Annotated in this window: 20 protein-coding genes; 9 read left to right on the top strand and 11 right to left on the bottom strand. The window is 49.7% G+C overall.

The features are described from left to right. Window positions 1-122 precede the first annotated feature (122 nt). Complete coding sequence (gene ansA / locus BZG75_RS04555; RefSeq protein ID WP_077576339.1) at window positions 123-1,136, top strand: asparaginase; 1,014 nt, start codon at window positions 123-125, stop codon at window positions 1,134-1,136. 154 nt (window positions 1,137-1,290) lie between these two features. Here ansA and BZG75_RS04550 read toward each other — a convergent pair whose 3' ends face one another. Then, the gene (locus BZG75_RS04550) at window positions 1,291-1,572 is read right to left on the bottom strand and encodes a YeaC family protein (protein ID WP_077460372.1); all 282 of its coding nucleotides are present in this window, start codon (window positions 1,570-1,572) and stop codon (window positions 1,291-1,293) included. Between the two features lie 153 nt (window positions 1,573-1,725). Here BZG75_RS04550 and BZG75_RS04545 point away from each other — a divergent pair, with 153 nt between their 5' ends. Then, on the top strand, window positions 1,726-2,574 hold the full coding sequence (locus BZG75_RS04545; RefSeq protein WP_077576300.1) for a DUF2989 domain-containing protein: 849 nt from the start codon (window positions 1,726-1,728) through the stop codon (window positions 2,572-2,574). Here BZG75_RS04545 and BZG75_RS15305 read toward each other — a convergent pair. Beyond that, entirely contained in the window at window positions 2,548-2,724 is a 177-nt protein-coding gene (locus tag BZG75_RS15305) for a hypothetical protein (protein WP_158009962.1), read from the bottom strand. The genes BZG75_RS04545 and BZG75_RS15305 overlap by 27 nt on opposite strands. A 185-nt stretch (window positions 2,725-2,909) precedes the next feature. Here BZG75_RS15305 and gap point away from each other — a divergent pair, with 185 nt between their 5' ends. Together gap and BZG75_RS04535 are read left to right on the top strand one after the other, a co-directional pair. Next, window positions 2,910-3,905 carry a type I glyceraldehyde-3-phosphate dehydrogenase gene (gene gap, locus BZG75_RS04540; RefSeq protein WP_021022285.1) on the top strand — a complete coding sequence of 332 codons (996 nt, stop codon included), beginning with the start codon at window positions 2,910-2,912 and terminating at the stop codon, window positions 3,903-3,905. Window positions 3,906-4,018: 113 nt separating this feature from the next. Further along, window positions 4,019-4,900 (top strand): D-hexose-6-phosphate mutarotase, encoded by an 882-nt coding sequence (locus BZG75_RS04535; RefSeq protein WP_021022284.1) that lies wholly within the window; start codon window positions 4,019-4,021, stop codon window positions 4,898-4,900. Window positions 4,901-5,000: 100 nt separating this feature from the next. On the opposite strand, the gene BZG75_RS04530 is transcribed toward BZG75_RS04535, so the two are convergent. Further along, window positions 5,001-5,759, bottom strand: a complete 759-nt coding sequence (locus tag BZG75_RS04530) for a MipA/OmpV family protein (RefSeq protein ID WP_158009961.1) — start codon at window positions 5,757-5,759, stop codon at window positions 5,001-5,003. A gap of 279 nt (window positions 5,760-6,038) precedes the next feature. Here BZG75_RS04530 and BZG75_RS04525 point away from each other — a divergent pair, with 279 nt between their 5' ends. From BZG75_RS04525 to BZG75_RS04515, 3 genes are read left to right on the top strand one after another with little or no spacing between them, the layout of a single operon-like run. Beyond that, window positions 6,039-7,973: a PrkA family serine protein kinase gene (locus BZG75_RS04525; protein ID WP_021022282.1), complete on the top strand. Its 1,935-nt coding sequence runs from the start codon at window positions 6,039-6,041 to the stop codon at window positions 7,971-7,973. A gap of 33 nt (window positions 7,974-8,006) precedes the next feature. Continuing rightward, entirely contained in the window at window positions 8,007-9,278 is a 1,272-nt protein-coding gene (locus tag BZG75_RS04520) for a YeaH/YhbH family protein (RefSeq protein WP_077576298.1), read from the top strand. A gap of 41 nt (window positions 9,279-9,319) precedes the next feature. Continuing rightward, entirely contained in the window at window positions 9,320-10,867 is a 1,548-nt protein-coding gene (locus BZG75_RS04515; RefSeq protein ID WP_077576297.1) for a SpoVR family protein, read from the top strand. A gap of 113 nt (window positions 10,868-10,980) precedes the next feature. On the opposite strand, the gene fadR is transcribed toward BZG75_RS04515, so the two are convergent. Further along, window positions 10,981-11,832, bottom strand: coding sequence for a fatty acid metabolism transcriptional regulator FadR (gene fadR, locus BZG75_RS04510; RefSeq protein ID WP_077576296.1), 852 nt, complete (start codon window positions 11,830-11,832; stop codon window positions 10,981-10,983). A gap of 393 nt (window positions 11,833-12,225) precedes the next feature. Here fadR and nhaB point away from each other — a divergent pair, with 393 nt between their 5' ends. Then, a complete protein-coding gene (gene nhaB, locus BZG75_RS04505) occupies window positions 12,226-13,818 on the top strand; it encodes a Na(+)/H(+) antiporter NhaB (protein ID WP_077460365.1) in 1,593 nt (530 codons plus the stop codon). An 88-nt stretch (window positions 13,819-13,906) separates the two neighbouring features. After that, entirely contained in the window at window positions 13,907-14,446 is a 540-nt protein-coding gene (gene dsbB, locus BZG75_RS04500) for a disulfide bond formation protein DsbB (RefSeq protein WP_077460364.1), read from the top strand. 79 nt (window positions 14,447-14,525) lie between these two features. On the opposite strand, the gene BZG75_RS04495 is transcribed toward dsbB, so the two are convergent. From BZG75_RS04495 to BZG75_RS04465, 7 genes are all read right to left on the bottom strand, one after another. Continuing rightward, entirely contained in the window at window positions 14,526-14,963 is a 438-nt protein-coding gene (locus tag BZG75_RS04495) for a (deoxy)nucleoside triphosphate pyrophosphohydrolase (protein ID WP_077576295.1), read from the bottom strand. A 4-nt stretch (window positions 14,964-14,967) separates the two neighbouring features. Next, entirely contained in the window at window positions 14,968-15,603 is a 636-nt protein-coding gene (locus tag BZG75_RS04490) for a YecA family protein (protein WP_077576294.1), read from the bottom strand. A gap of 8 nt (window positions 15,604-15,611) precedes the next feature. Continuing rightward, a complete protein-coding gene (gene dusC / locus BZG75_RS04485; protein ID WP_077576293.1) occupies window positions 15,612-16,592 on the bottom strand; it encodes a tRNA dihydrouridine(16) synthase DusC in 981 nt (326 codons plus the stop codon). Window positions 16,593-16,711: 119 nt separating this feature from the next. Then, window positions 16,712-17,443 carry a DsbA family protein gene (locus tag BZG75_RS04480; RefSeq protein ID WP_158009960.1) on the bottom strand — a complete coding sequence of 244 codons (732 nt, stop codon included), beginning with the start codon at window positions 17,441-17,443 and terminating at the stop codon, window positions 16,712-16,714. A gap of 29 nt (window positions 17,444-17,472) precedes the next feature. Next, window positions 17,473-17,991 carry a protein disulfide oxidoreductase gene (locus tag BZG75_RS04475; protein WP_077576292.1) on the bottom strand — a complete coding sequence of 173 codons (519 nt, stop codon included), beginning with the start codon at window positions 17,989-17,991 and terminating at the stop codon, window positions 17,473-17,475. Then, complete coding sequence (locus tag BZG75_RS04470) at window positions 17,988-20,111, bottom strand: protein-disulfide reductase DsbD family protein (RefSeq protein ID WP_108742881.1); 2,124 nt, start codon at window positions 20,109-20,111, stop codon at window positions 17,988-17,990. The genes BZG75_RS04475 and BZG75_RS04470 overlap by 4 nt, the downstream gene beginning before the upstream one ends. 49 nt (window positions 20,112-20,160) lie before the next feature. After that, a complete protein-coding gene (locus tag BZG75_RS04465) occupies window positions 20,161-20,520 on the bottom strand; it encodes a hypothetical protein (RefSeq protein WP_077460358.1) in 360 nt (119 codons plus the stop codon). Window positions 20,521-20,614 lie beyond the last annotated feature (94 nt).

The following is a 20,614-nucleotide window of genomic DNA, read 5'->3' as shown; positions in this document are numbered from 1 at the left end:
CCCTGGCCGTTCGGTCAGGGCCTCTTCTCTGTTTTTCTTCTATTCTGTGTGTCGCTCGGTATTACCGATGTAATCGTTACATGTATACTGTGCTCACGCTCATTAAATGCAGATTTGACATGATGGAACGTAAACATATTTATATTGCTTACACTGGTGGCACGATCGGGATGCAAAAATCTGATCATGGTTATGTCCCAGTGTCCGGCTTTCTCCAGCAACAGTTGGAAAACATGCCTGAATTCCATCGTCCAGAAATGCCGCTTTTTACTATCCATGAGTACGAACCACTCATTGATTCATCGGACATGACGCCAACGGATTGGCAACGGATTGCGGACGATATTGGCGAAAATTACCACGCATATGACGGCTTTGTGATATTGCATGGCACAGATACCATGGCATACACAGCATCGGCGCTGTCATTTATGTTAGAAAATTTAGAAAAGCCGGTAATAGTCACCGGCTCCCAGATCCCGATTGCTGAGTTGCGTTCCGACGGGCAAGCCAACCTGCTCAACGCACTGCATATTGCATCGAATTATCCGGTGAACGAAGTGACGCTGTTTTTTAACAACCAACTTCTGCGCGGCAATCGGAGCACTAAGTCGCATGCTGACGGGTTTAACGCGTTTACCTCACCCAACTTGCCAGCGTTGCTTGAAGCTGGGATTCATATTGAGGTAAAAGCGGACAAGCTCAATCAACCTTCGCAAGGGCCGTTTAAGGTCCATACTATTAGCGATCAACCGGTTGCCGTGATCATGATGTATCCGGGCATTTCGCCAGACGTTGTCAGAAATGCGCTTAAACAGCCCGTCAATGCGATGATCTTATTAACCTTTGGGGTCGGCAACGCACCACAAAATCCCGAGTTACTCGATTTACTCAAACAGGCTACGGATCGCGGTGTGCTGGTGTTGAATCTCACTCAATGCTTGGCGGGACGGGTCAATATGGGTGGCTATGCGACCGGCTGTGCGCTGGCCGATGCGGGAGTACTGAGTGGTTATGACATGACACCCGAAGCGGCGTTAGCCAAGCTTCACTTCTTGCTCAGTCAGTCATTACCCTTTGAAACCTTGCGAACTTGGGTGCAAAAAGATTTACGTGGTGAGCTCAGCTATTATTAGCGTGTGAACAGAAGTGACAGTGAACGCTATTGTGACGATTACGCCGGCCGAATGCCGGCGTTTACGCTTTAGCGAGGACACGTTCAGCAAACCATATCCCACAAGGCGTGCCGCCCAATCTATTCGATCAGCATTGGTGCTGATTGGGTTAGCACTAGTGCTTGGTCTCAATATCGATGCGCTGCCCATCTTGACCGGCAAATTCACGCTTGAGCTCGGCTTTTGATTTCCAAGTCACCTGACCCCCTTTCGCGACCGTCATATGTTGAGGCTGGCTGTTATGACGTGATTGATAAAGCATAACGGCTTGCAAGGCTTGATCGCGTTGTGCTTGATTAAGGCTGGTACCATCAGGCCATTTACCGGTTTCTACCGCGTAACACAAACGATCGTATATTTCAGGCGTCATTGCTTTTAAGACTTGTTCTATATCCATGATTACCTCTGTGTGGTCCGGGTCCGACTATTATGCCTGATCTTGGTCGGTAGACGGCATGTTTAGCACAGTGCGCTTTATCACGCTTTTACGCATCAACTACACTCAAAGATAACGTATACTCGACGTAGTTGACTCAGGGTACGACAAATAATGAATTTACGATTACTTACTCGCTACGTTTATCGTCTCGGTCTTGTCACGAGTTTACTGCTACTCGTCGGCTGCGATGGACAACCGACCACCAATCAAGTGTGCGAAACGCACCCCGAATTATGCGAAGGGCTAAACATTGGCGACGGACAATGCCGATTTGAGCGCTCGGACCTGATTTTCGATCGTTTGGCGGTTGACCAAAAGCCAACCGATCTCAATAAACTTACCGAACTCAAGCAAACAAAGGCGTACTTGCGCTGTATGGAGCTGGTAGCTGAAATTGAGCCTACCACACTCAAACAACGCAAAACCAAGCGTACGGAGGCGGTCTACCATGCTTATGATGCGATTGCTCGTTTGGAAGATGAACTGGAAGCCTCTTATCAACCACCGGTGATTTACTACCGTTGGTCTCAGGGTGACAACGGCGCCCTACCCCAGTTTTTAAAGCTTGAAGGCACTCCCCATCTGGAAACGCCCCAGTTACAACTTGGTCTGGCGACCTATTATGTCTCACGGGATAAAGCTAAAACCGTGGAGATTTTATTGCACGCGTTGGAGCTGTATGACGGCCGCGATCTCACCGTAAAGCAAGACGTGATTCCAGAGGTGATTAAATCACTCGCCACCACCAATCATGCGCTTAAACGCTTTGAACATGCGTATTTGTGGGCGAAAGTGGGGCAAAGTTACAATCTTCCCATTGCCAACAGTGATCGTTTGTCTCGACTTTACACACTGAGCGAACAACAGGAGACGTCACTGCAGCGATTGGCATTTGAAATATCAGCCGCGATCGACGATGGCAATTTTCAAGCGTCATTGCTCGCACCCATTACTCAGTAAAAGGCAACCACTCAGTAAAAAGCAACGCTCAATCAAAGGTAAACCGGTCACGTCAAACTTGTCGTACCAGTTTGCCTTTCGTAATTGCCCTTCTGCTTCTACGCTATCAAGTACCAGTTGTTGCGCCAAGCCTGATTGTTCTTTATCCACGGTTGATTAAAGACAACACAGGCATGGCCGTAAGGGCGCCAAATGTTTAGGCGATGTAAAAAAAATCCGTACTTTTTTTTGATTTTAGACAATTTTGGCTGCGATTACCCTTGCATGGCGGGGTCCTATTCTGTAATTTTACTACCAGTTTAATCTCACTAGAAATTAAGTTGTGGAGCAACATAATGACTATCAAAGTAGGTATTAACGGTTTTGGCCGTATCGGCCGTTTCGTATTTCGTGCGTCTGTAGAACGTAACGACATCGACGTGGTAGCAATCAACGATCTTATCGACGTTGAATACATGGCTTATATGCTGAAATACGATTCAACTCACGGCCGTTTCAACGGCACCGTAGAAGTTGAAGGTGGTAACCTGATCGTTAACGGCAAAACCGTACGCGTAACAGCAGAACGTAACCCAACAGACCTTAAGTGGGATGAAGTGGGTGTTGACGTTGTTGCTGAAGCGACCGGTATCTTCCTAACTGACGAAACAGCGCGTCAACACATCCAAGCGGGTGCGAAGAAAGTTGTTCTAACTGGTCCATCAAAAGACGCAACGCCAATGTTCGTTATGGGTGTTAACCACAGCGATTACGCGGGTCAAGATATCGTTTCTAACGCATCTTGCACCACGAACTGCCTAGCGCCTGTCGCGAAAGTACTGAACGACAAGTTCGGTATCGTATCTGGCCTGATGACCACTGTTCACGCAACCACTGCGACTCAGAAAACCGTTGACGGTCCTTCTGCGAAAGACTGGCGCGGCGGCCGTGGTGCATCTCAGAACATCATCCCATCTTCAACAGGTGCAGCCAAAGCGGTTGGTAAAGTACTGCCAGAGCTTAATGGTAAACTGACTGGTATGGCGTTCCGCGTGCCAACTGCCAACGTTTCAGTGGTTGACTTGACTGTTAACCTAGAAAAAGCAGCGTCTTATGACCAAATCTGTGCGGCAATGAAAGAAGCGTCTGAAGGCGAGCTGAAAGGTGTACTTGGTTACACTGAAGATGCAGTTGTTTCTCAAGACTTCATCGGCGAAGTACAAACTTCAGTATTCGATGCTAAAGCAGGTATCGCGCTGACTGACAACTTCGTGAAAGTGGTTTCTTGGTACGACAACGAAATCGGCTACTCAAACAAAGTACTTGACCTAGTTGCACACATCTCTAAGTAAGTAGCAATTACAATAGTATCGATAAAGGCGGCCTAGAGCCGCCTTTTGTGTATCTGGCGCCTATCCAATGAGCCGGTTTTTGTTCGTAGACACTCCCCGAAGAGGTTTAAGCTATGTCCATGTCTTTGCTTTTTGAACGTCAACTCTCCGCCTCGGTCGATTTATGCTATCGGCAATCGGTCCCGATTCTTCGCGTGAGTCACCCATCGTGCGCCGCCACTATCAGTCTTTTCGGCGGCCACTTACTCTCCTTTGCGCCTACAGGTGAATCCTCACTGGTTTGGATGAGTCGCAACGCCGTCTACGATGCGCAAACACCATTACGAGGCGGCGTCCCTATTTGTTGGCCTTGGTTTGGACAATCGGGCTCGCCTTCGCATGGCTTTGCGCGTCGACAGATGTGGCAATTGGCGCAGGTTGACGAGCAACCGGATGGCGTGATTGTGCAACTGAAGCTGTCTGAATCTGCCCAGTCAATGGCACTCTGGCCCCATCGTTTTGAAGCAACCGTCACTTTCACCCTGACACAAAAAGCCACGATTTCCCTCGCCGTCACCAATACCGATCAGCATGATTGGACGATGGGCGGCGCATTACACAGCTACCTGACCGTCGCGGACAGCGAGCAGGCTTATGTAGACGGGGTTGGTAATCAGTACCTCGATAATTTCAGTGCCGGTGCGGCTCAACCTGCTCCGGGAAAGGTCACGTTTGAAAGCCCCGTGGATCGCATTTATACCGGGGCGCGCGATACACTGTCACTCACCGATCCGGCCGGTAACCGTCGCGTTTATGTCACCAACCAAGGCGCGACCAGCGCGGTGATATGGAACCCTGGACAAGCTGCCTCAGTACAAATGGCAGACATGGATGACGATGGCTATCAACATTTTGTTTGCATTGAGGCCGCGCTTGAGCAACCAGATACCCTGGTATCGCCAGGGCAAACCTATACCCTGGCCACAACGTTATGTGATGAAAAAGCGCGACGCTAAACAAAGCGGCCACCTTGGTATAAGGTGGCCGCGTTGTTACATAGAGACTTTTTTATATAGAGACTTGGTTACATAAAGACTTGGCTACATAAACACTTGGCTACATAAAGACATAATTAACACCGAGATAGCCGGAAGCGGCGGTAGATTGGTCCACCATTGGGCTGTTCGCTATTTCATCATCGAGGTTGGTATAGCGCACGCCACCAAGCAGTTGGATGCGCTCGGTCAGCATAAAATAGCCACTGGCACCAACAAAGTAATGGCCCGCAGAGCCTGGCTCATACGCCTCAATGCCTGAAACACGCGATGCTTCAGTGGCGCTGACCCCATAAAGGTGCTTATTTAACTCATGGCTATTGTAGGCATACCCTACTTCCGGAGAGACGCCCCAACGCGGGTGATTAAATCCATATTTCCAACTCACTTCGCCATATACCCCGTCCCTATCATGGGTCACGCCTTCGCCAACAGCCGCCTGAAAACGTCCGATAGGTGAATGGTATTGGTAGGCAAGCGCTGCCACAATCGATGCATCGCGCTTGTCGAGCTGGCTCAATTGCGGATCGTCGGTATCGGCAGGATCGAAACGACGAGGGTCATAGGTCGCTGATACGACGAGATTGTGTGTCGAGTCTTTCGGTGCCAGACGTGCGCCGGCAGTGAGACCGCGAAAGTAAAAGTGGTCGGTATCAAGGTTGACTGTCGGTACCACAAGTGGGTCGGTATCCGTGTCTTTGTACACCTGGGGTGAAAACGCGCCGATCACCCCTGCTGATACCCGCGTGTCTGCATAAACATTGCCGGAAGTCAGTGCCAACGCACACACTACCCAAGCCGTTTCTCTTGCTATATTCATCATCCTTTCCTTTATTGTTTAACGGCTGGCCAATGTAAGCCCAGTCCCCCTAGCTGGCAAAATAATCACCACCAGCATATCTCACTAGCTTGAACACCCGCTGTCAATATATTGGCAAGACAGGCATACAAATCACTCAACAAAAATTATCGAAAAAACAAACAATTCTTTCACGCAAGATCGAGCAATGCGGTCTAACCTTATAAAAAGGAAAGGGAACATCCAGCCAACTTTGCGCCTTTTCTTTTCGAGTTATCAGACGATTTAGGGGGCAAGACCATGACTATTTTTGATCACTATCGTCAGCGCTACGAAGAAGCGAAAGACGAAGAAATGAGCCTTCAAGCATTCTTGGATCTATGCCGAGATGATCGCGGCGCGTATGCCAATGCCGCGGAACGTTTGCTGATGGCGATTGGCGAACCGGAAAAGGTTGATACTTCGCTCGACCCTCGGCTCAGCCGACTTTTCTCTAACCGTGTCATTTCACGTTACCCAACGTTCAAAGACTTTTATGGTATGGAAGATTCGATCGAGCAAATCGTCTCATACCTTAAACATGCCGCTCAAGGCTTAGAAGAGCGCAAACAAATTCTTTACTTACTGGGCCCTGTCGGTGGGGGGAAATCGTCATTGGCCGAGAAGCTAAAAAGCTTGATGCAGCAGATGCCGATTTATGTACTAACCGCCAATGGCGAACGTAGCCCAGTGAATGATCACCCATTTTGCCTGTTTGATGCGACTGAAGATGGCCACCTACTCGAACAAGAATATGGCATTCCACAGCGCTACGTTCAACATATTATGTCGCCTTGGGCCGCTAAGCGATTAAAAGAATTTGGCGGCGATATCAGCCAATTTAAAGTGGTTAAGCTCCGTCCCTCTATTCTCAATCAAGTTGGCGTTGCCAAAACGGAGCCAGGCGATGAAAACAACCAGGATATCTCTGCCTTGGTTGGTAAAGTGGATATTCGCCAACTTGAACATTATTCACAAGATGATCCTGATGCCTATTCTTACTCCGGTGCGCTTTGCCGGGCTAACCAAGGCATGATGGAGTTTGTCGAGATGTTTAAAGCACCGATTAAAGTGCTTCATCCCCTACTCACGGCAACGCAAGAAGGTAACTACAACGGTACAGAAGGGCTTTCGGCATTGCCATTTGACGGCATCATTTTGGCCCACTCAAATGAATCCGAATGGCAGTCATTCCGCAATAACAAAAATAACGAGGCCTTCCTCGACCGGGTTTACATTGTCAAAGTACCCTATTGTTTGCGAATTTCGGATGAAATCCATATTTACGACAAATTGTTGGCGACCAGTGAATTACGCCATGCGCCTTGCTCGCCAAGCACACTCGATATTCTGGCGCGCTTTACGGTATTGTCTCGCTTAAAAGATCCTGAAAACTCAAGCATTTATTCGAAGATGCGTGTGTATGATGGGGAAACACTCAAAGATACCGATCCAAAAGCCAAGTCTTACCAAGAATACCGAGATTTTGCTGGGGTCGATGAGGGTATGGATGGACTATCAACCCGTTTTGCCTTCAAGATTTTGTCACGTGTTTTCAACTTTGATCACGCCGAGGTCGCGGCTAACCCTGTGCATTTGTTCTATGTCCTGGAGCAGCAAATCGAGCGGGAGCAATTCCCACAAGAGGTCGCCGAGCGCTATTTAGAGCACTTGAAGGGCTACTTAATTCCTAAATATATCGAGTTTATTGGCAAAGAGATCCAAACCGCCTATCTCGAGTCTTACTCTGAGTACGGCCAGAATATTTTTGACCGCTATGTCACGTATGCCGATTTCTGGATTCAAGATCAAGAATTCCGCGACCCAGATACTGGTCAGCTGTTTGATCGTTCAGCGCTTAATGGCGAGTTGGAGAAAATCGAAAAGCCAGCGGGTATCAGTAACCCGAAAGATTTCCGTAACGAAATCGTTAACTTTGTGCTCCGTGCTCGAGCGAATAATGAAGGCAAGAATCCGGCGTGGACCAGTTATGAGAAGCTGAAAACCGTGATTGAGAAAAAGATGTTCTCCAATACGGAAGATCTGCTGCCGGTGATTTCGTTCAATACTAAGACCTCAAGCGACGAGCAGAAAAAACACGACGACTTTGTCGCCCGAATGATGGAAAAAGGCTATACCCGCAAGCAAGTTCGCTTGCTCGCCGAATGGTATTTGCGCGTGCGTAAATCGTCGTAGCCTACGGGTTGACGCAGATGACGGGAGAAAGTTATGGCGCATTTTATTGATCGTCGTCTCAATGGCAAAAATAAAAGCACTGTCAACCGGCAGCGCTTTCTACGCCGCCACAAGCGGCAGATAAAAGAGTCCATTGCCGACGCCGTCAACAATCGCTCGATCACCGATATCGAAAGTGGTGAGGACATTTCGATTCCATCACGCGACATCCGTGAACCCACGTTTCACCAAGGTAAAGGGGGACAGCGGGAGGCTGTCCACCCGGGTAATGACCAATTTAGTCCTGGCGATCGTATCGCTCGCCCACCGGGTGGCGAAGGCGGCGGCGCCGGTGAAGGGCAAGCAAGTCCAGATGGTGAGGGACAAGACGAGTTTGTTTTCCAAATTTCGAAAGACGAATACTTGGATCTGTTGTTCGAAGATCTCGAACTACCGAATCTAAAAAAGAACCAGATGGCGAAAATGGTGGAGTACAAAACACACCGCTCTGGGTATACCTCAAACGGCGTGCCTTCCAATATCGCTATCGTCCGTTCTTTACAAAATTCGCTTGCGAGGCGAACGGCGATGTCAGCCGGAAAACGCCGCGAGCTCGCTGAGCTTGAACAAGCACTCGGACAGATTCAACGTGCTGAGCCTGCTCAACAGTTAGAAGAAAAACGCCTCGAAGAAGAGATCGCGGCACTCAAAAACAAACTTGCTGCCGTGCCGTTTATCGACACCTTCGATTTACGCTACAAAAACTACGAGAAGCGACCTCAGCCAAATAGTCGGGCGGTGATGTTTTGCTTAATGGATGTGTCTGGTTCGATGGACCAAGCCACCAAAGACATTGCTAAGCGTTTTTATATTCTGCTGTATCTGTTTCTCTCACGGACTTACAAAAATGTCGAGGTGGTATTTATTCGCCATCACACGCAGGCGAAAGAAGTCGACGAACATGAGTTCTTTTATTCGCAAGAAACCGGCGGCACCATTGTGTCTAGCGCCCTGCGACTGATGGATGACATCATCAAAGACAGGTACAACCCGACAGAATGGAATGTTTACGCCGCTCAAGCCTCAGATGGCGATAACTGGGCTGACGACTCACCGGGCTGTCGCGAGTTGTTGCAAAAAACGCTGTTACCGGTGAGCCGCTATTACGCCTATATTGAAATAACACGTCGTGCGCACCAAACACTGTGGCGTGAGTATCAGTCACTCGCCGAAAGCCATGACAATTTTGCTATGCAGAACATTCGCTCCGCGGAAGAGATTTTCCCCGTATTTCGCGAATTGTTTAAGCGTCAGGTCGAAGCCTGACGCCATACCGGCATAGACGCATTTTATCAGGGAGGCATGGTATGGCTGTCACCAAAGGTAAACACAAGACTCCACTCCACGATGGGCCGGATTGGACCTTTGACCTGCTTGAGCAGTATCACAAGGAAATTAAACGGGTTGCCGAACACTACAAGCTCGACACCTATCCCAATCAAATCGAAATCATCGCCGCCGAGCAGATGATGGATGCTTACTCCAGTGTGGGAATGCCCATCAACTATAACCACTGGTCATTCGGCAAAAAATTTATTGAAACCGAGCGCAACTATAAGCATGGGTACATGGGGTTGGCGTACGAGATTGTGATCAACTCGGACCCGTGTATTGCCTACCTTATGGAAGAAAACACCATCACCATGCAAGCGCTAGTCATGGCGCATGCCTGTTATGGTCATAACTCTTTCTTTAAAGGCAACTATCTGTTCCAAACCTGGACCGATGCCGGCTCGATCATTGATTACCTGCTGTTCGCCAAACACTACATTAGCGAGTGTGAAGAAAAGTACGGCCTCGCGGAAGTCGAAAACCTGATCGACTCCTGCCACGCGCTGATGAACTATGGCGTCGACAGGTATAAACGTCCGCAAAAGATCTCACTTGCCGAGGAAAAAGCACGCCAGAAAGCACGAGAAGATTATCTGCAAACCCAAGTTAACGAACTGTGGCGGACCATCCCAGGCGGGAAAAAAGAGCAGGAGGCAGAAACGCGCCGTTTTCCATCAGAGCCACAAGAAAACCTGCTGTACTTTTTTGAGAAACATTCCCCACTCCTAGAGCCTTGGCAGCGTGAGATTGTGCGGATCGTCCGTAAAGTGAGCCAATATTTTTATCCGCAAAAACAAACGCAAGTGATGAACGAAGGTTGGGCGACCTTCTGGCATTACACCATTCTTAACCACCTTTATGATGAAGGCTTGGTCACGGATAGCTTTATTATGGAGTTTTTACATAGCCATACGAATGTGGTCGCGCAGCCGCCCTACAATAGTCAGTTTTATTCCGGCATTAATCCCTACGCGCTAGGGTTTGCCATGTTTCAGGACATTCGCCGCATGTGCGAAGAGCCAACCGATGAGGATAAATACTGGTTTCCTGACATTGCCGGCAAAGACTGGCTTGAGACGGTCCATTTTGCGATGGCAAACTTTAAAGATGAGAGCTTTATTAGTCAGTTCTTGTCCCCCAAGGTGATGCGGGATATGAAATTTTTTGCGGTCAATGACGACGATCGACAAAACTATATTGAAGTCACCAGCATTCATAATGAACAAGGGTATCGTCAGCTACGTGAAGACTTATCAGCACAATATAACCTGAGTAATCGCGAGCCAAACATTCAAGTCTTTGATGTCGATTTGCGCGGTAATCGTTCACTCACACTGAGGTATGTGCCGCATAACCGTATTCCGCTCGCTAACTCTCATGAAGAAGTGTTAAAGCATGTCCACCGACTCTGGGGGTTTGAAGTGGTTTTGGAAGAAGAAACCAGCGAAGGACGTGGAAAAATTCTTAGCAGTTGTCCCAAGCGTCCCCAGTTTGATCCTGATATGTTAATGGGTAGCCATTAGGAACAGCCCCCAGCCTAAGGGACATCCAGCGCCATTAAAAAAGCCGCCCTGATGCTTTCATCACGGCGGCTTTTGTTATGCACGCTCAGGTTTATGTGCCTTTACGCTCAGGTTTATGCTTCTTCTTCAGCCATGTGAGAGGCAATGGTCTCGCGGTTACTAAACCATAAGCCCCCGCACTCACGTCCGTATTGTTTTACCCGGTCACCAATGGCTGGATGTTGGTTATTGGCCACCATTTGGCGTAGATCACTATAAAAGCTCAGCGCATTTTCACAGGCACGGCGGTCCATAAAGTAATAGCCCCCCACGCGTGAATAAATTTGGCGCATACCATTAATCGTCAACACATAGACTTTATTGCCAGAGAAGTGCGCCATGCCTTGGAACAAGCGATAATCGAAATGATTAAAAGCACGGCCCATACAAATACGCTCACACAGCTCAGGATCCTGCTTACCATATTTGTCCTGAATTTTTTTGACGTCTTTCAGAACTTCGCTTTTCTCATCAATCAGATCTAAGAACTGTTCAAAGCGCTCGCACTCAAGCACTTGTTGGCAGCGCTTAATAACCAAATCAATTAGGTCCAAGCAGTCTTGCGGGCGATTTTTAGCTGCATAACGCATATAGACACCGCTGATGTCTGTCCGCGCCGCAAGTAAATCCTCGAGAACCCCGTGCACGTCCTGCCCTTCCAGGGTCACCAGCGTATCAAGAATACTGAGCCCCGACGTTCGCATGTAATCATTGACCCGAGTAGGTTTGCCATGTTGAATGGTTAACCAACCATCGCGGGCGAGGCGCTGAAGCACCTCCCGTAACGTGGTGCGCGTCACGCCAATGAGTTCAGACAATTCACGCTCTGCGGGTAAAATAGAGCCCTTTGGGAAGTGATTGTTCCAAATACTTTCAATTATATATTTTTCAGCAAATGTTGCTGGGCTATCCGCCTTTATAACCATTGAATCTAAATTCCAATTTGCTTCTTGCTCYGATTAATAAGTCATCATACCACTAGTCATGAGTTGCAGAAACAGCTCTGTGATATCGCCACCAATCGCGTGACATCTGCTATCTTTTTGTACCAGATCAATGAAAATTTGGGCATAACTCGCAAAACTACGTCATACAAGATGTAACAAAATATGTCTAAGGCAAACTGGCGCACACTTACTGTCTGACAAGGCTATCCTTCGTTGCTCTGAACGGGTAACTCATACCGATAGTCGTACCGTCACTTTTAACTGTCACCCTCTCGCGTGCGAGCTTTATGGGCTCACCACACTAAGCGATGTAGCACGTAACTCGCCCATCCGTGCGCGTTAAGAGACATAGATAACAATGAGACTATCATTATGGCTAAGACCATTACGCTCAGCACCGCGTTTTTAAAGAACTTTCTCGGCAAAGCCCCTGATTGGTACAAGCTGGCCATTGTTGGCTTTTTAATTATTAATCCGATCGTTTTCTCGATTAACCCTTTCATGGCCGGTTGGCTACTGGTGGTCGAGTTTATTTTTACTCTGGCCATGGCGTTAAAATGCTACCCACTTCAGCCTGGCGGGCTATTGGCGATTGAAGCGGTCGCGATAGGGATGACCAGCCCAGATCAAGTTAAGCACGAGCTGGTAGCCAACGTAGAAGTTCTGCTGCTGCTTGTTTTTATGGTCGCCGGCATTTACTTCATGAAGCAGTTGTTGCTTTTTATTTTCACCAAAATACTACTGGGCATTCGCTCTAAAATTGCCCTTTCATTAGCATTTTGCAGCGCGGCTGCAGCGCTTTCGGCCTTCCTTGATGCCTTAACCGTGATCGCGGTGGTGATCAGTGTCGCCGTCGGCTTTTACTCTATTTATCACCGCGTTGCCTCGGGGAAGGAGCTTGGTGCCGCCCATGACCACACCTCAGATGACAGCTTAAGTGATGAGCTTAGCCGCAACGATCTGGAGAATTATCGTGCCTTCTTACGCAGTCTATTGATGCATGCCGGGGTGGGAACTGCACTCGGGGGCGTGATGACGATGGTCGGTGAGCCGCAAAACCTGATTATTGCCGATCAAGCTGGCTGGCATTTTGGTGAATTTATCCTACGCATGGCACCGGTGACCCTGCCCGTTTTCTTTGCTGGTTTGTTAACCTGCATAATCGTTGAAAAGTTTGGCTGGTTTGGATACGGGGCAAAATTGCCGAATAACGTGCTAAACATATTGGTCGAGTACGATAAAGTACAACGCGCCAAACGCACGCCACAAGATGTGGCCAAACTCGTGGTTCAAGCGTTGATCGCCGTTTGGTTGATTGCCGCCCTTGCCCTTCACTTAGCCGCAGTCGGCTTGATTGGTCTCAGTATTATTATCTTGGCCACCTCGTTTACCGGGGTAATCGATGAACACCATATCGGCAAAGCGTTTGAAGAGGCACTCCCTTTCACTGCGCTATTGGCGGTCTTTTTCTCAATAGTCGCGGTGATTATTGACCAGCACTTGTTTGCACCGGTGATTGATCTGGTGCTGTCATTGGAAGGCCATTTGCAACTTACCATGTTTTATGTAGCAAACGGCTTGCTGTCCATGGTGTCTGATAATGTCTTTGTGGGGACCGTCTACATCAATGAGGTGAAAACAGCGCTCCTCAATGGGGTCATTGATCGCGAGCAGTTTGATATGTTGGCGGTCGCTATCAATACAGGGACTAACTTGCCGTCCGTTGCGACCCCTAATGGTCAAGCTGCGTTTTTGTTCTTGCTTACTTCGACGCTGGCTCCCTTGCTACGCCTGTCATACGGGCGCATGGTTTATATGGCACTGCCCTATACCATTGTGATGGGCTTATTGGGCGTGATGGGTATCGAGTTCTTTTTGGTGCCAGCAACCGAGTGGATGCTACACCAAGGCTGGATATCTGAAACCATCCATATGACCCAACAAGCGATACCCAGTGCGCACTAACGCATTTCTATCATTGACCTTCGTCTCAACAAACGATTGAATAGCAAGGCTCTCAGTGTAGAGCCTTGTTTTTTATCAGGAGTGAGTTATGTGGCGCGCCTTAAATCAATTTTCTCGCAGCCGAGCGTCCTGGCTGTTGTTGCTTCTCTGTGTGGTTGGCCTCGAAGCAACCGCGCTGTATTTCCAACATGGCCAAGGACTTGCGCCCTGTGTGATGTGTATTTATGAACGTGTCGCCTTATTTGGTGTGGGCACGGCAGCGTTACTCGGACTGATTGCTCCCGAGGAGCCCTTTTGGCGCACCCTAGGGTTGCTGGCCTATGGCATCACCGCCGCTTGGGGGCTAAAGCTTTCATTAGAGCATGTCAGTTATCAATTCCCCGATCCTAACCAACTCTTTGGCCCCACCTGTGATGTGGCGGTAAACTTCCCTTCTTGGGCCCCTTTAAACCAGTGGCTGCCTCAGGTGTTTGAAGCGTCTGGCGATTGCAGTAAAGTGGTCTGGCAATGGTTAGGTTGGTCCATGCCACAATGGCTGGTGGGCATCTTCTCGGCCATGCTCGTGATCTGGGGGCTGGTGGTTATCGCCCAGTTTATCGGTCGCCCACCGCGTCGGATTTTTTCTTAATAACACGCGGCTATACGCTAGGCACTAGGCACTAGGCACTAGGCACCAAGATAACCGGATAAAAAAAGAAAACGCCGATTTACTCGGCGCTTTGCATGAGTTGATGGTCGCTTACTGAATGACACAGTTGACGTATTAACGGCCGATCTGCGGCGCTAAATACCCCGGGGTCAAGCCGCTGGGGGTCGCTCCAGTACACGGCCTGATGCTGTTTCAACGTTAATGGCGTATCCAGGATCTCGCACCAATAGCTGCACAGTAAAATCACCTTGTCACCATAATCGTATTCGGTTTCGACGATGGGTGCGCCGACGTTGATTTCAACGCCGAACTCTTCAAGCCATTCACGCTTAAGTGCCTGCTGGTCGGTCTCGCCTTGCTCGACTTTGCCGCCAGGAAATTCCCACCAGCTGATAAAATGCGAATCTGGCTGTCGTTGCGCCACTAAAACGTGGTGACTGTGCGTGGCTACACCGGCCACTACGCGAATTGCAGTCGTCTGCGCTGCTGATATCATCCGATTAACGCCCGCAGCATTTTTTGAACTTAGCGCCACTACCGCACGGGCAGGCATCATTACGACCAACCGATTTGAACGGATTCACCTGATGCGCACCGTGCGTTCCTTGTTGTGCTTCATCGGCCGCTTTCGCGACTTCTTGGATCATAAGATCTAATTGCTCTACATATTGGCCAGGCTCAACATCAATCCCTACCTCTTTCATTTGCGCTAAGGTACCGGCCTCGTCATGCAGTAGCAGCATAGTAGTCACTAATGCGGAAAGCATGCGGCGGCTACCATCATTGAGTGTGACATCATGCCAATGCGGCTCAATATGGGGCCATACGGCAAGAAACCCTTCTGAAAAGGCTTGTGCGAGCTCGCCGCGCATCGCAATCATTAACGCGTCAGGCAAGGTGTAATCATTACGCATCAACGCATGATATTGCTGCTCCAGGTGCGCGAGTATGGCCTGCTTGTCCTTGTCATTAAGCGCCACGACTTCATCGTCTTCAACCCCGGCAGTCACTAACACCGACAACCAAGTATCTGGGTCCATCGGCACAGGACAAATGTTGGCAGCCAGCAGCGCCCCTTCAACAAAACTGGCCGGCATGCCGTCCCAGTCATCAGAGAGTGTCATAAGTGTTGACATAAGGTTTCCTATTTTATGAATTCTGTTTGCGCACGCGCGTTATCGAGCGCTCTGGCTATCTCATCAGCGCGATTAAGGACGCGAATAACCTTAAAGCACGCGTCAGCCTGCGGATAATACTGACGCAAATACTTAAACCATTGCTTAATACGGTTAGGGAAATACACCGCCTTGTCTCCTTGGCGCTCCTGTGCGCTATAGCGCACTAACAAAGCCAACACCGCAGGCCAATCCATGGGCTCAACATTGTCACGAATATGTTGACCCAAGTTGGGCATATTTAGCGCGCCACGGCAGACCATTAATGTGTCACAGCCTGTGAGTGCTTGGCACTTAAGCGCGTCATCCCGTCCCCAAATATCACCGTTTGCCGTTACAGGGATCGCAAACTGTTGGTTAATCTCCGCAATTAAATCCCAACGAATCGTCCCTGCCTTGTAACCGTCGCGCTTGGTACGGCCATGGACCACCAGCTCGTCGGCTCCCGCATCATTAACCGCTTGGGCAATGTCTAAATAGTCATCCAGATCATTGAATCCTAAACGCACTTTTGCACTCACCGTATGTTCAGGCGCGACGCTTTCACGCACCGCTTTCACCACCTCGTAGATATGCTCAGGCGTCTTTAATAACGCTGCGCCGCCGCGGTTGCCATTCACCGTTTTAGAGGGGCAACCAAAGTTAATGTCGATCCCTTGCGACCCTAACTGAATCGCGTGCTGCGCGTTACTGGCCATCGCATCAACATCTTGCCCCAGTAGTTGGACCCGAACCGGCGTCCCCGCATCGGTAAAGCCACCTTGATGTAACTCAGGGCAGAAGCGATAAAAGACTTTTTCCGGTAAACGCTGATCCACCACACGCACAAACTCGGTCACGCAGAGCTCATAGTGATTAATCTCAGTCAGTAGCTTACGCATTAAGGGATCAAGTACGCCCTCCATGGGGCCTAATACAATGCGTGGTGATTGATAATTCGTTTGACTCATGCCGTACCTTTACCGTTAAGGCGCGCTATTTTGCCAGCTTTTCCTCCAAATCGCAGCACACAAAAAAAGCCAGTCATCTTTTGACTGGCTTTCAAATAGTTAGCGAGTATCACTCACGCTTAGCCTTCTTGTTTGGCCGCCTTAACCATGGCTTCTAGCTGTGGATAGGGTAGATAGCCAGGTGCAACTTGATCGCCAATAATCATCGCTGGTGTACCACGCAACCCAAGCTCCATGAAGGCGCGGTAGTTGTCAGCTACCGCTTCTCCGGTTCGCTCTTTGCCCGCAAGCAGTGATTCGGTATTGGTTTTTTGCGCAATTTTCTCTAAAGAACGAGCATCATGCATACCGCGCTTTTTCATCAATAATTCATGAACCTGCGCAAAGGCCTCAGGTTTTTCCAGCCACACATTCATCGCATACACGGCAGAGTTGGTATCAAGCGATTCGATATTCTGTTGTTTTAGCGGTACGGCAATATTAATCACCTTCACATCGTCGTGGGCGGCAACCAGTTTCTGTAGTTCGTCTTCAAGCTTTTTACAGTATGGGCAGTTGTAGTCCATAAAGTTAACCACGGTGACCGTCGGATCCTCCGCGCCAATCCAGCTGTGGGTCTCAGACTCAAACCAGTCTCGGCGCGCGGCGAGGTTTTGTTTTAATGTCTTTTGCTGCTCAACATATTTTTGCAAGCTTTGGTTAAGATTCGCAATCAGCGCAGGGTTCGCTTCGAGCAAATCGACGATTTCATCCAGCTGTGTTTGCTCCGTATCAGATAGCGTATTAGCACTCACCGGAAAAGCCAGCATAAAAAGCACCAGCCAAGGTGCAAAAAAACGAGATAGGGACATTCGGTTTCCTTTTTTAACGTTTGTCGTCATCACAACATTCTTAACCATAGGCCAAGCGGTGTCGTGAAGCCTGTTGTGATTGACGTGATTTTTCCTTGCTCAACCACCATTACCGTCGGCGTCACTTTCACTGACAATCGACGTGAGAGTTGTCCATCTGGATCATTGACGACCGAAAAATCGTAACCATGATGAGCAAGGTATCCATTTACTTTTTTCGCTGAGCCCGAGCGTAACGCGATCGAGACCACCTGCGCATGATCACTCAACCAATCTACCGAGGGAGTCACAAAACGGCATACACCGCACCAACTCGCCCATACATAGATAAGCACGGGTTCGTGCTGCGACATGGCGAGCAAATCCTGTTGGCGGCCATCCAGCAAGCGGACCGTGTCCACAGGAAACTGACTGGTGTCGATATCACGGCTTCGCCACCAATCGACGGCAGTGCTAGATATCAGCACAAACACGATGAGCCAGCACACGTCACGCGCACCACGTTTGACCCGCTCACGCCACGACCGTTTCATTTTACTGCTCGTCATGGTGTTTTTGCCTGCTCAAGCGCGCTCATGACGGCCTTATCGGTCAAAATTACCGGCAGTGCAATGCCGTTTGGTGCACCTGGACCATAAACAATATTAAACGGCACACCATAGCGCTGGTGCTTTTGTAAATATTGCGTCACACGTTCACTGGGTCGGGTCCAGTCACCTTGCATTGCTACCACATTAGACGCGGTAATGGCGTCATAAACGGGCGATTGCAATATCACACCCACTTTGTTGGCATGACAGGTAATACACCAATCCGCGGTGACATCGACAAACACCAGCTTGCCCTGGTCCACCGCTTGAGCGATCACAGCTTCATCCAACGCCACCCAATCCGGATCCGAGTTCATCGGCGTTGCCCAGCGCTCTGCCGTCAAGGAGGCGCCAACAATCGCTAATACCATAACGGCCAATAGTCCAGCTGCGCCTTTAATCGCGGCAAGCTTACCAAGGGTACGATATGTCAGCCACACACTGGTAGCAAGCAACAGTGCCCCCACTGCGATAGCGCCAACAACGCCCAGATAAGGCATCCACAGCCAGAATAGCCACACCGTGGTAGCAACCAGCAAGAGCGCAAATACCCGTTTCACGTGATTCATCCACGGACCCGGTTTAGGCAGCGTGCGAGTTAATCCAGGGAAAACCGCCACAAGCAACCACGGCAGCGCCATCCCGACCGCCAGCGCGGTAAAAATCAGCCAGAGCGCGGTCAAGGATCCCCCCAGTGCATATGCCACCGCAGTGCCTAAAAAAGGTGCCGAGCATGGTGTGGCTAGTAAGGTGGCAAATACCCCTTGGACAAAGTGACCGCTTGTTGTGTGGCCACCGCGTGTCGCAAGCCAAGTTTGCCAGCTTGATGGCAAATCAATACGCAGCACATCAAACAAGCTCAGCGCGAATAGCCAAATGACCAGCGTCATGACGCCGATAAAGATTGGACTTTGAAACTGGACGCCCCAACCCACGGCTTGCCCCGTTAGCTTTAATGTCATCAGCAGCCCAGCTATCGCCCAAAACGACACCAGAATACCGGCAGCAGAGGCCAGGAACTGGCTACGAACCGCCCGACGGGTGGCATTCGGGTTGGCGACAATGCTGTTAAGTTTGAGTCCAAGTACAGGGAGCACACAAGGCATCACGTTCAAAATCAGCCCCCCCAAGAGGGCAATGCCACCAATCACCCAAACAGATAATCCGGCTTGCGACGCGACACTTCCGGCACGCACTGTGGTGCTACGCTCAGCCAGAAGCTGCTCATCAATAACAGTGACTTGAATCGGTTTACCGGTCAGCTTGGGGGTTTCTATCCAATTGGTGACATCAAAGGTCGCGGTCAGGGTGTCGCCATCACGGTGGAGACTGGGTACACCAAAGGTGTCATCAATAACCGCCTCGCCATCCACCAGCATATCTGGCTGTTGCCAAGCTTGGTTACCGGTGACAGTGACGGCGAGCTGCTGCTTGTTAGCATCCCAGACCGCAGACTCAACCTGCACACTGGGTAGCGGCTTAGGCACCTGACTCATCGCTTGGTTGAACTGATACATCCGCTCACCATCAGCCTTCAGTGCGCTGGGCGTCACGTCGAGCGAGATGGGGTAGTCAGTGATCACGCACACACTGGTGCACGAGGACAAGCGCAAGGTAGCATCGAGCGACACCGGCTGTTGCCAGGTTTCAACCTCAAAGGTCAGCGGGAAAGTCACCTGCCCCTTGTAGCCCAACATGGTCAGGCCAAGTAGCTCGTGGCGCTTCGGTGCTGGCCAATGCCAGGTAATATCGTCCAGGTTTTGGCTATCGTTAATGATAAGCTCTGGGGCGACCCCGCCCTCGCCTGGCGAGCGCCAATAGGTTTTCCAATCGCCTTGTAAACGGACGGAAAGCAAGCCATCGAGGTGGTGAGTCTCTGGATTACCTTGACCAGTGAGCGCTAAACGCACCTCAACGGGAGGGTGATCAGGGTTAGACAGCCAACCTGTATCGGGTGTATTTGCCAGTACAGAAGGGCTGAGTAACAGTAAACATAAAGACAAAAGCGGTAGTAAGACCAAAGCTTGCCATACGCTACTTGGTGTTACGCTGCGCCAATAGTGATTGATTCGAGTCATAAATCTGTTCCTTGTTGAAAATAAATACGCCATGGAAAGAAAAGGCGCTTTATTCTCGGAACACACAAAAGCAAAGATGCCGCCGTCGATACGTGGGTGGGTCATGCGTGGGTAATACCACCGCGAGGCTGACGGTTGCCATAACGGCAAGCAACACAATCAACCACCAAAGTGGAGAAGGCAGCCAATCTAGGGTCAGAACAGAAGGATGCATCAATTGCTCAGACAGCGAACATTTCTTGCCCACTGTATTGACCTCATCACCATGCTCTCCCAAGTTGCCAACTTGGCAGGCAGCTTGCGCCCCTGATTGCAGGCTAAGCTGATTTTGCAAGGCACACACTGCCAGAACCCATAACGCTATTGCGAGGGCCCAGCCAGCTTTAGAACGACGCGTGTACCTTTGCATTCCACCTCCTGTCGAATTGGCACTCATTATGCCCCACGCTCGAAAATAAACAATGGGTTAGCCTTGATGCCAGGCAAACGGGAGGCTAACGGTT

This window comes from Salinivibrio sp. AR640 (assembly GCF_001995405.1).
Taxonomy (GTDB): domain Bacteria; phylum Pseudomonadota; class Gammaproteobacteria; order Enterobacterales; family Vibrionaceae; genus Salinivibrio; species Salinivibrio costicola.
The sequence above is the reverse complement of the archived record's forward strand: the minus strand, read 5'-3'. Positions and strand labels throughout refer to the sequence as shown.

Bases quoted from the DNA above. Each gene is read 5' to 3' on its own strand.
- ansA (WP_077576339.1), top strand. From the start codon at position 123: ATGGAACGTAAACATATTTATATTGCTTACACTGGTGGCACGATCGGG.
- BZG75_RS04550 (WP_077460372.1), bottom strand. From the start codon at position 1,572: ATGGATATAGAACAAGTCTTAAAAGCAATGACGCCTGAAATATACGAT.
- BZG75_RS04545 (WP_077576300.1), top strand. From the start codon at position 1,726: ATGAATTTACGATTACTTACTCGCTACGTTTATCGTCTCGGTCTTGTC.
- gap (WP_021022285.1), top strand. From the start codon at position 2,910: ATGACTATCAAAGTAGGTATTAACGGTTTTGGCCGTATCGGCCGTTTC.
- BZG75_RS04535 (WP_021022284.1), top strand. From the start codon at position 4,019: ATGTCCATGTCTTTGCTTTTTGAACGTCAACTCTCCGCCTCGGTCGAT.
- BZG75_RS04530 (WP_158009961.1), bottom strand. From the start codon at position 5,759: ATGAATATAGCAAGAGAAACGGCTTGGGTAGTGTGTGCGTTGGCACTG.
- BZG75_RS04525 (WP_021022282.1), top strand. From the start codon at position 6,039: ATGACTATTTTTGATCACTATCGTCAGCGCTACGAAGAAGCGAAAGAC.
- BZG75_RS04520 (WP_077576298.1), top strand. From the start codon at position 8,007: ATGGCGCATTTTATTGATCGTCGTCTCAATGGCAAAAATAAAAGCACT.
- BZG75_RS04515 (WP_077576297.1), top strand. From the start codon at position 9,320: ATGGCTGTCACCAAAGGTAAACACAAGACTCCACTCCACGATGGGCCG.
- fadR (WP_077576296.1), bottom strand. From the start codon at position 11,832: ATGGTTATAAAGGCGGATAGCCCAGCAACATTTGCTGAAAAATATATA.
- nhaB (WP_077460365.1), top strand. From the start codon at position 12,226: ATGGCTAAGACCATTACGCTCAGCACCGCGTTTTTAAAGAACTTTCTC.
- dsbB (WP_077460364.1), top strand. From the start codon at position 13,907: ATGTGGCGCGCCTTAAATCAATTTTCTCGCAGCCGAGCGTCCTGGCTG.
- BZG75_RS04495 (WP_077576295.1), bottom strand. From the start codon at position 14,963: ATGATATCAGCAGCGCAGACGACTGCAATTCGCGTAGTGGCCGGTGTA.
- BZG75_RS04490 (WP_077576294.1), bottom strand. From the start codon at position 15,603: ATGTCAACACTTATGACACTCTCTGATGACTGGGACGGCATGCCGGCC.
- dusC (WP_077576293.1), bottom strand. From the start codon at position 16,592: ATGAGTCAAACGAATTATCAATCACCACGCATTGTATTAGGCCCCATG.
- BZG75_RS04480 (WP_158009960.1), bottom strand. From the start codon at position 17,443: ATGTCCCTATCTCGTTTTTTTGCACCTTGGCTGGTGCTTTTTATGCTG.
- BZG75_RS04475 (WP_077576292.1), bottom strand. From the start codon at position 17,991: ATGACGAGCAGTAAAATGAAACGGTCGTGGCGTGAGCGGGTCAAACGT.
- BZG75_RS04470 (WP_108742881.1), bottom strand. From the start codon at position 20,111: ATGACTCGAATCAATCACTATTGGCGCAGCGTAACACCAAGTAGCGTA.
- BZG75_RS04465 (WP_077460358.1), bottom strand. From the start codon at position 20,520: ATGCAAAGGTACACGCGTCGTTCTAAAGCTGGCTGGGCCCTCGCAATA.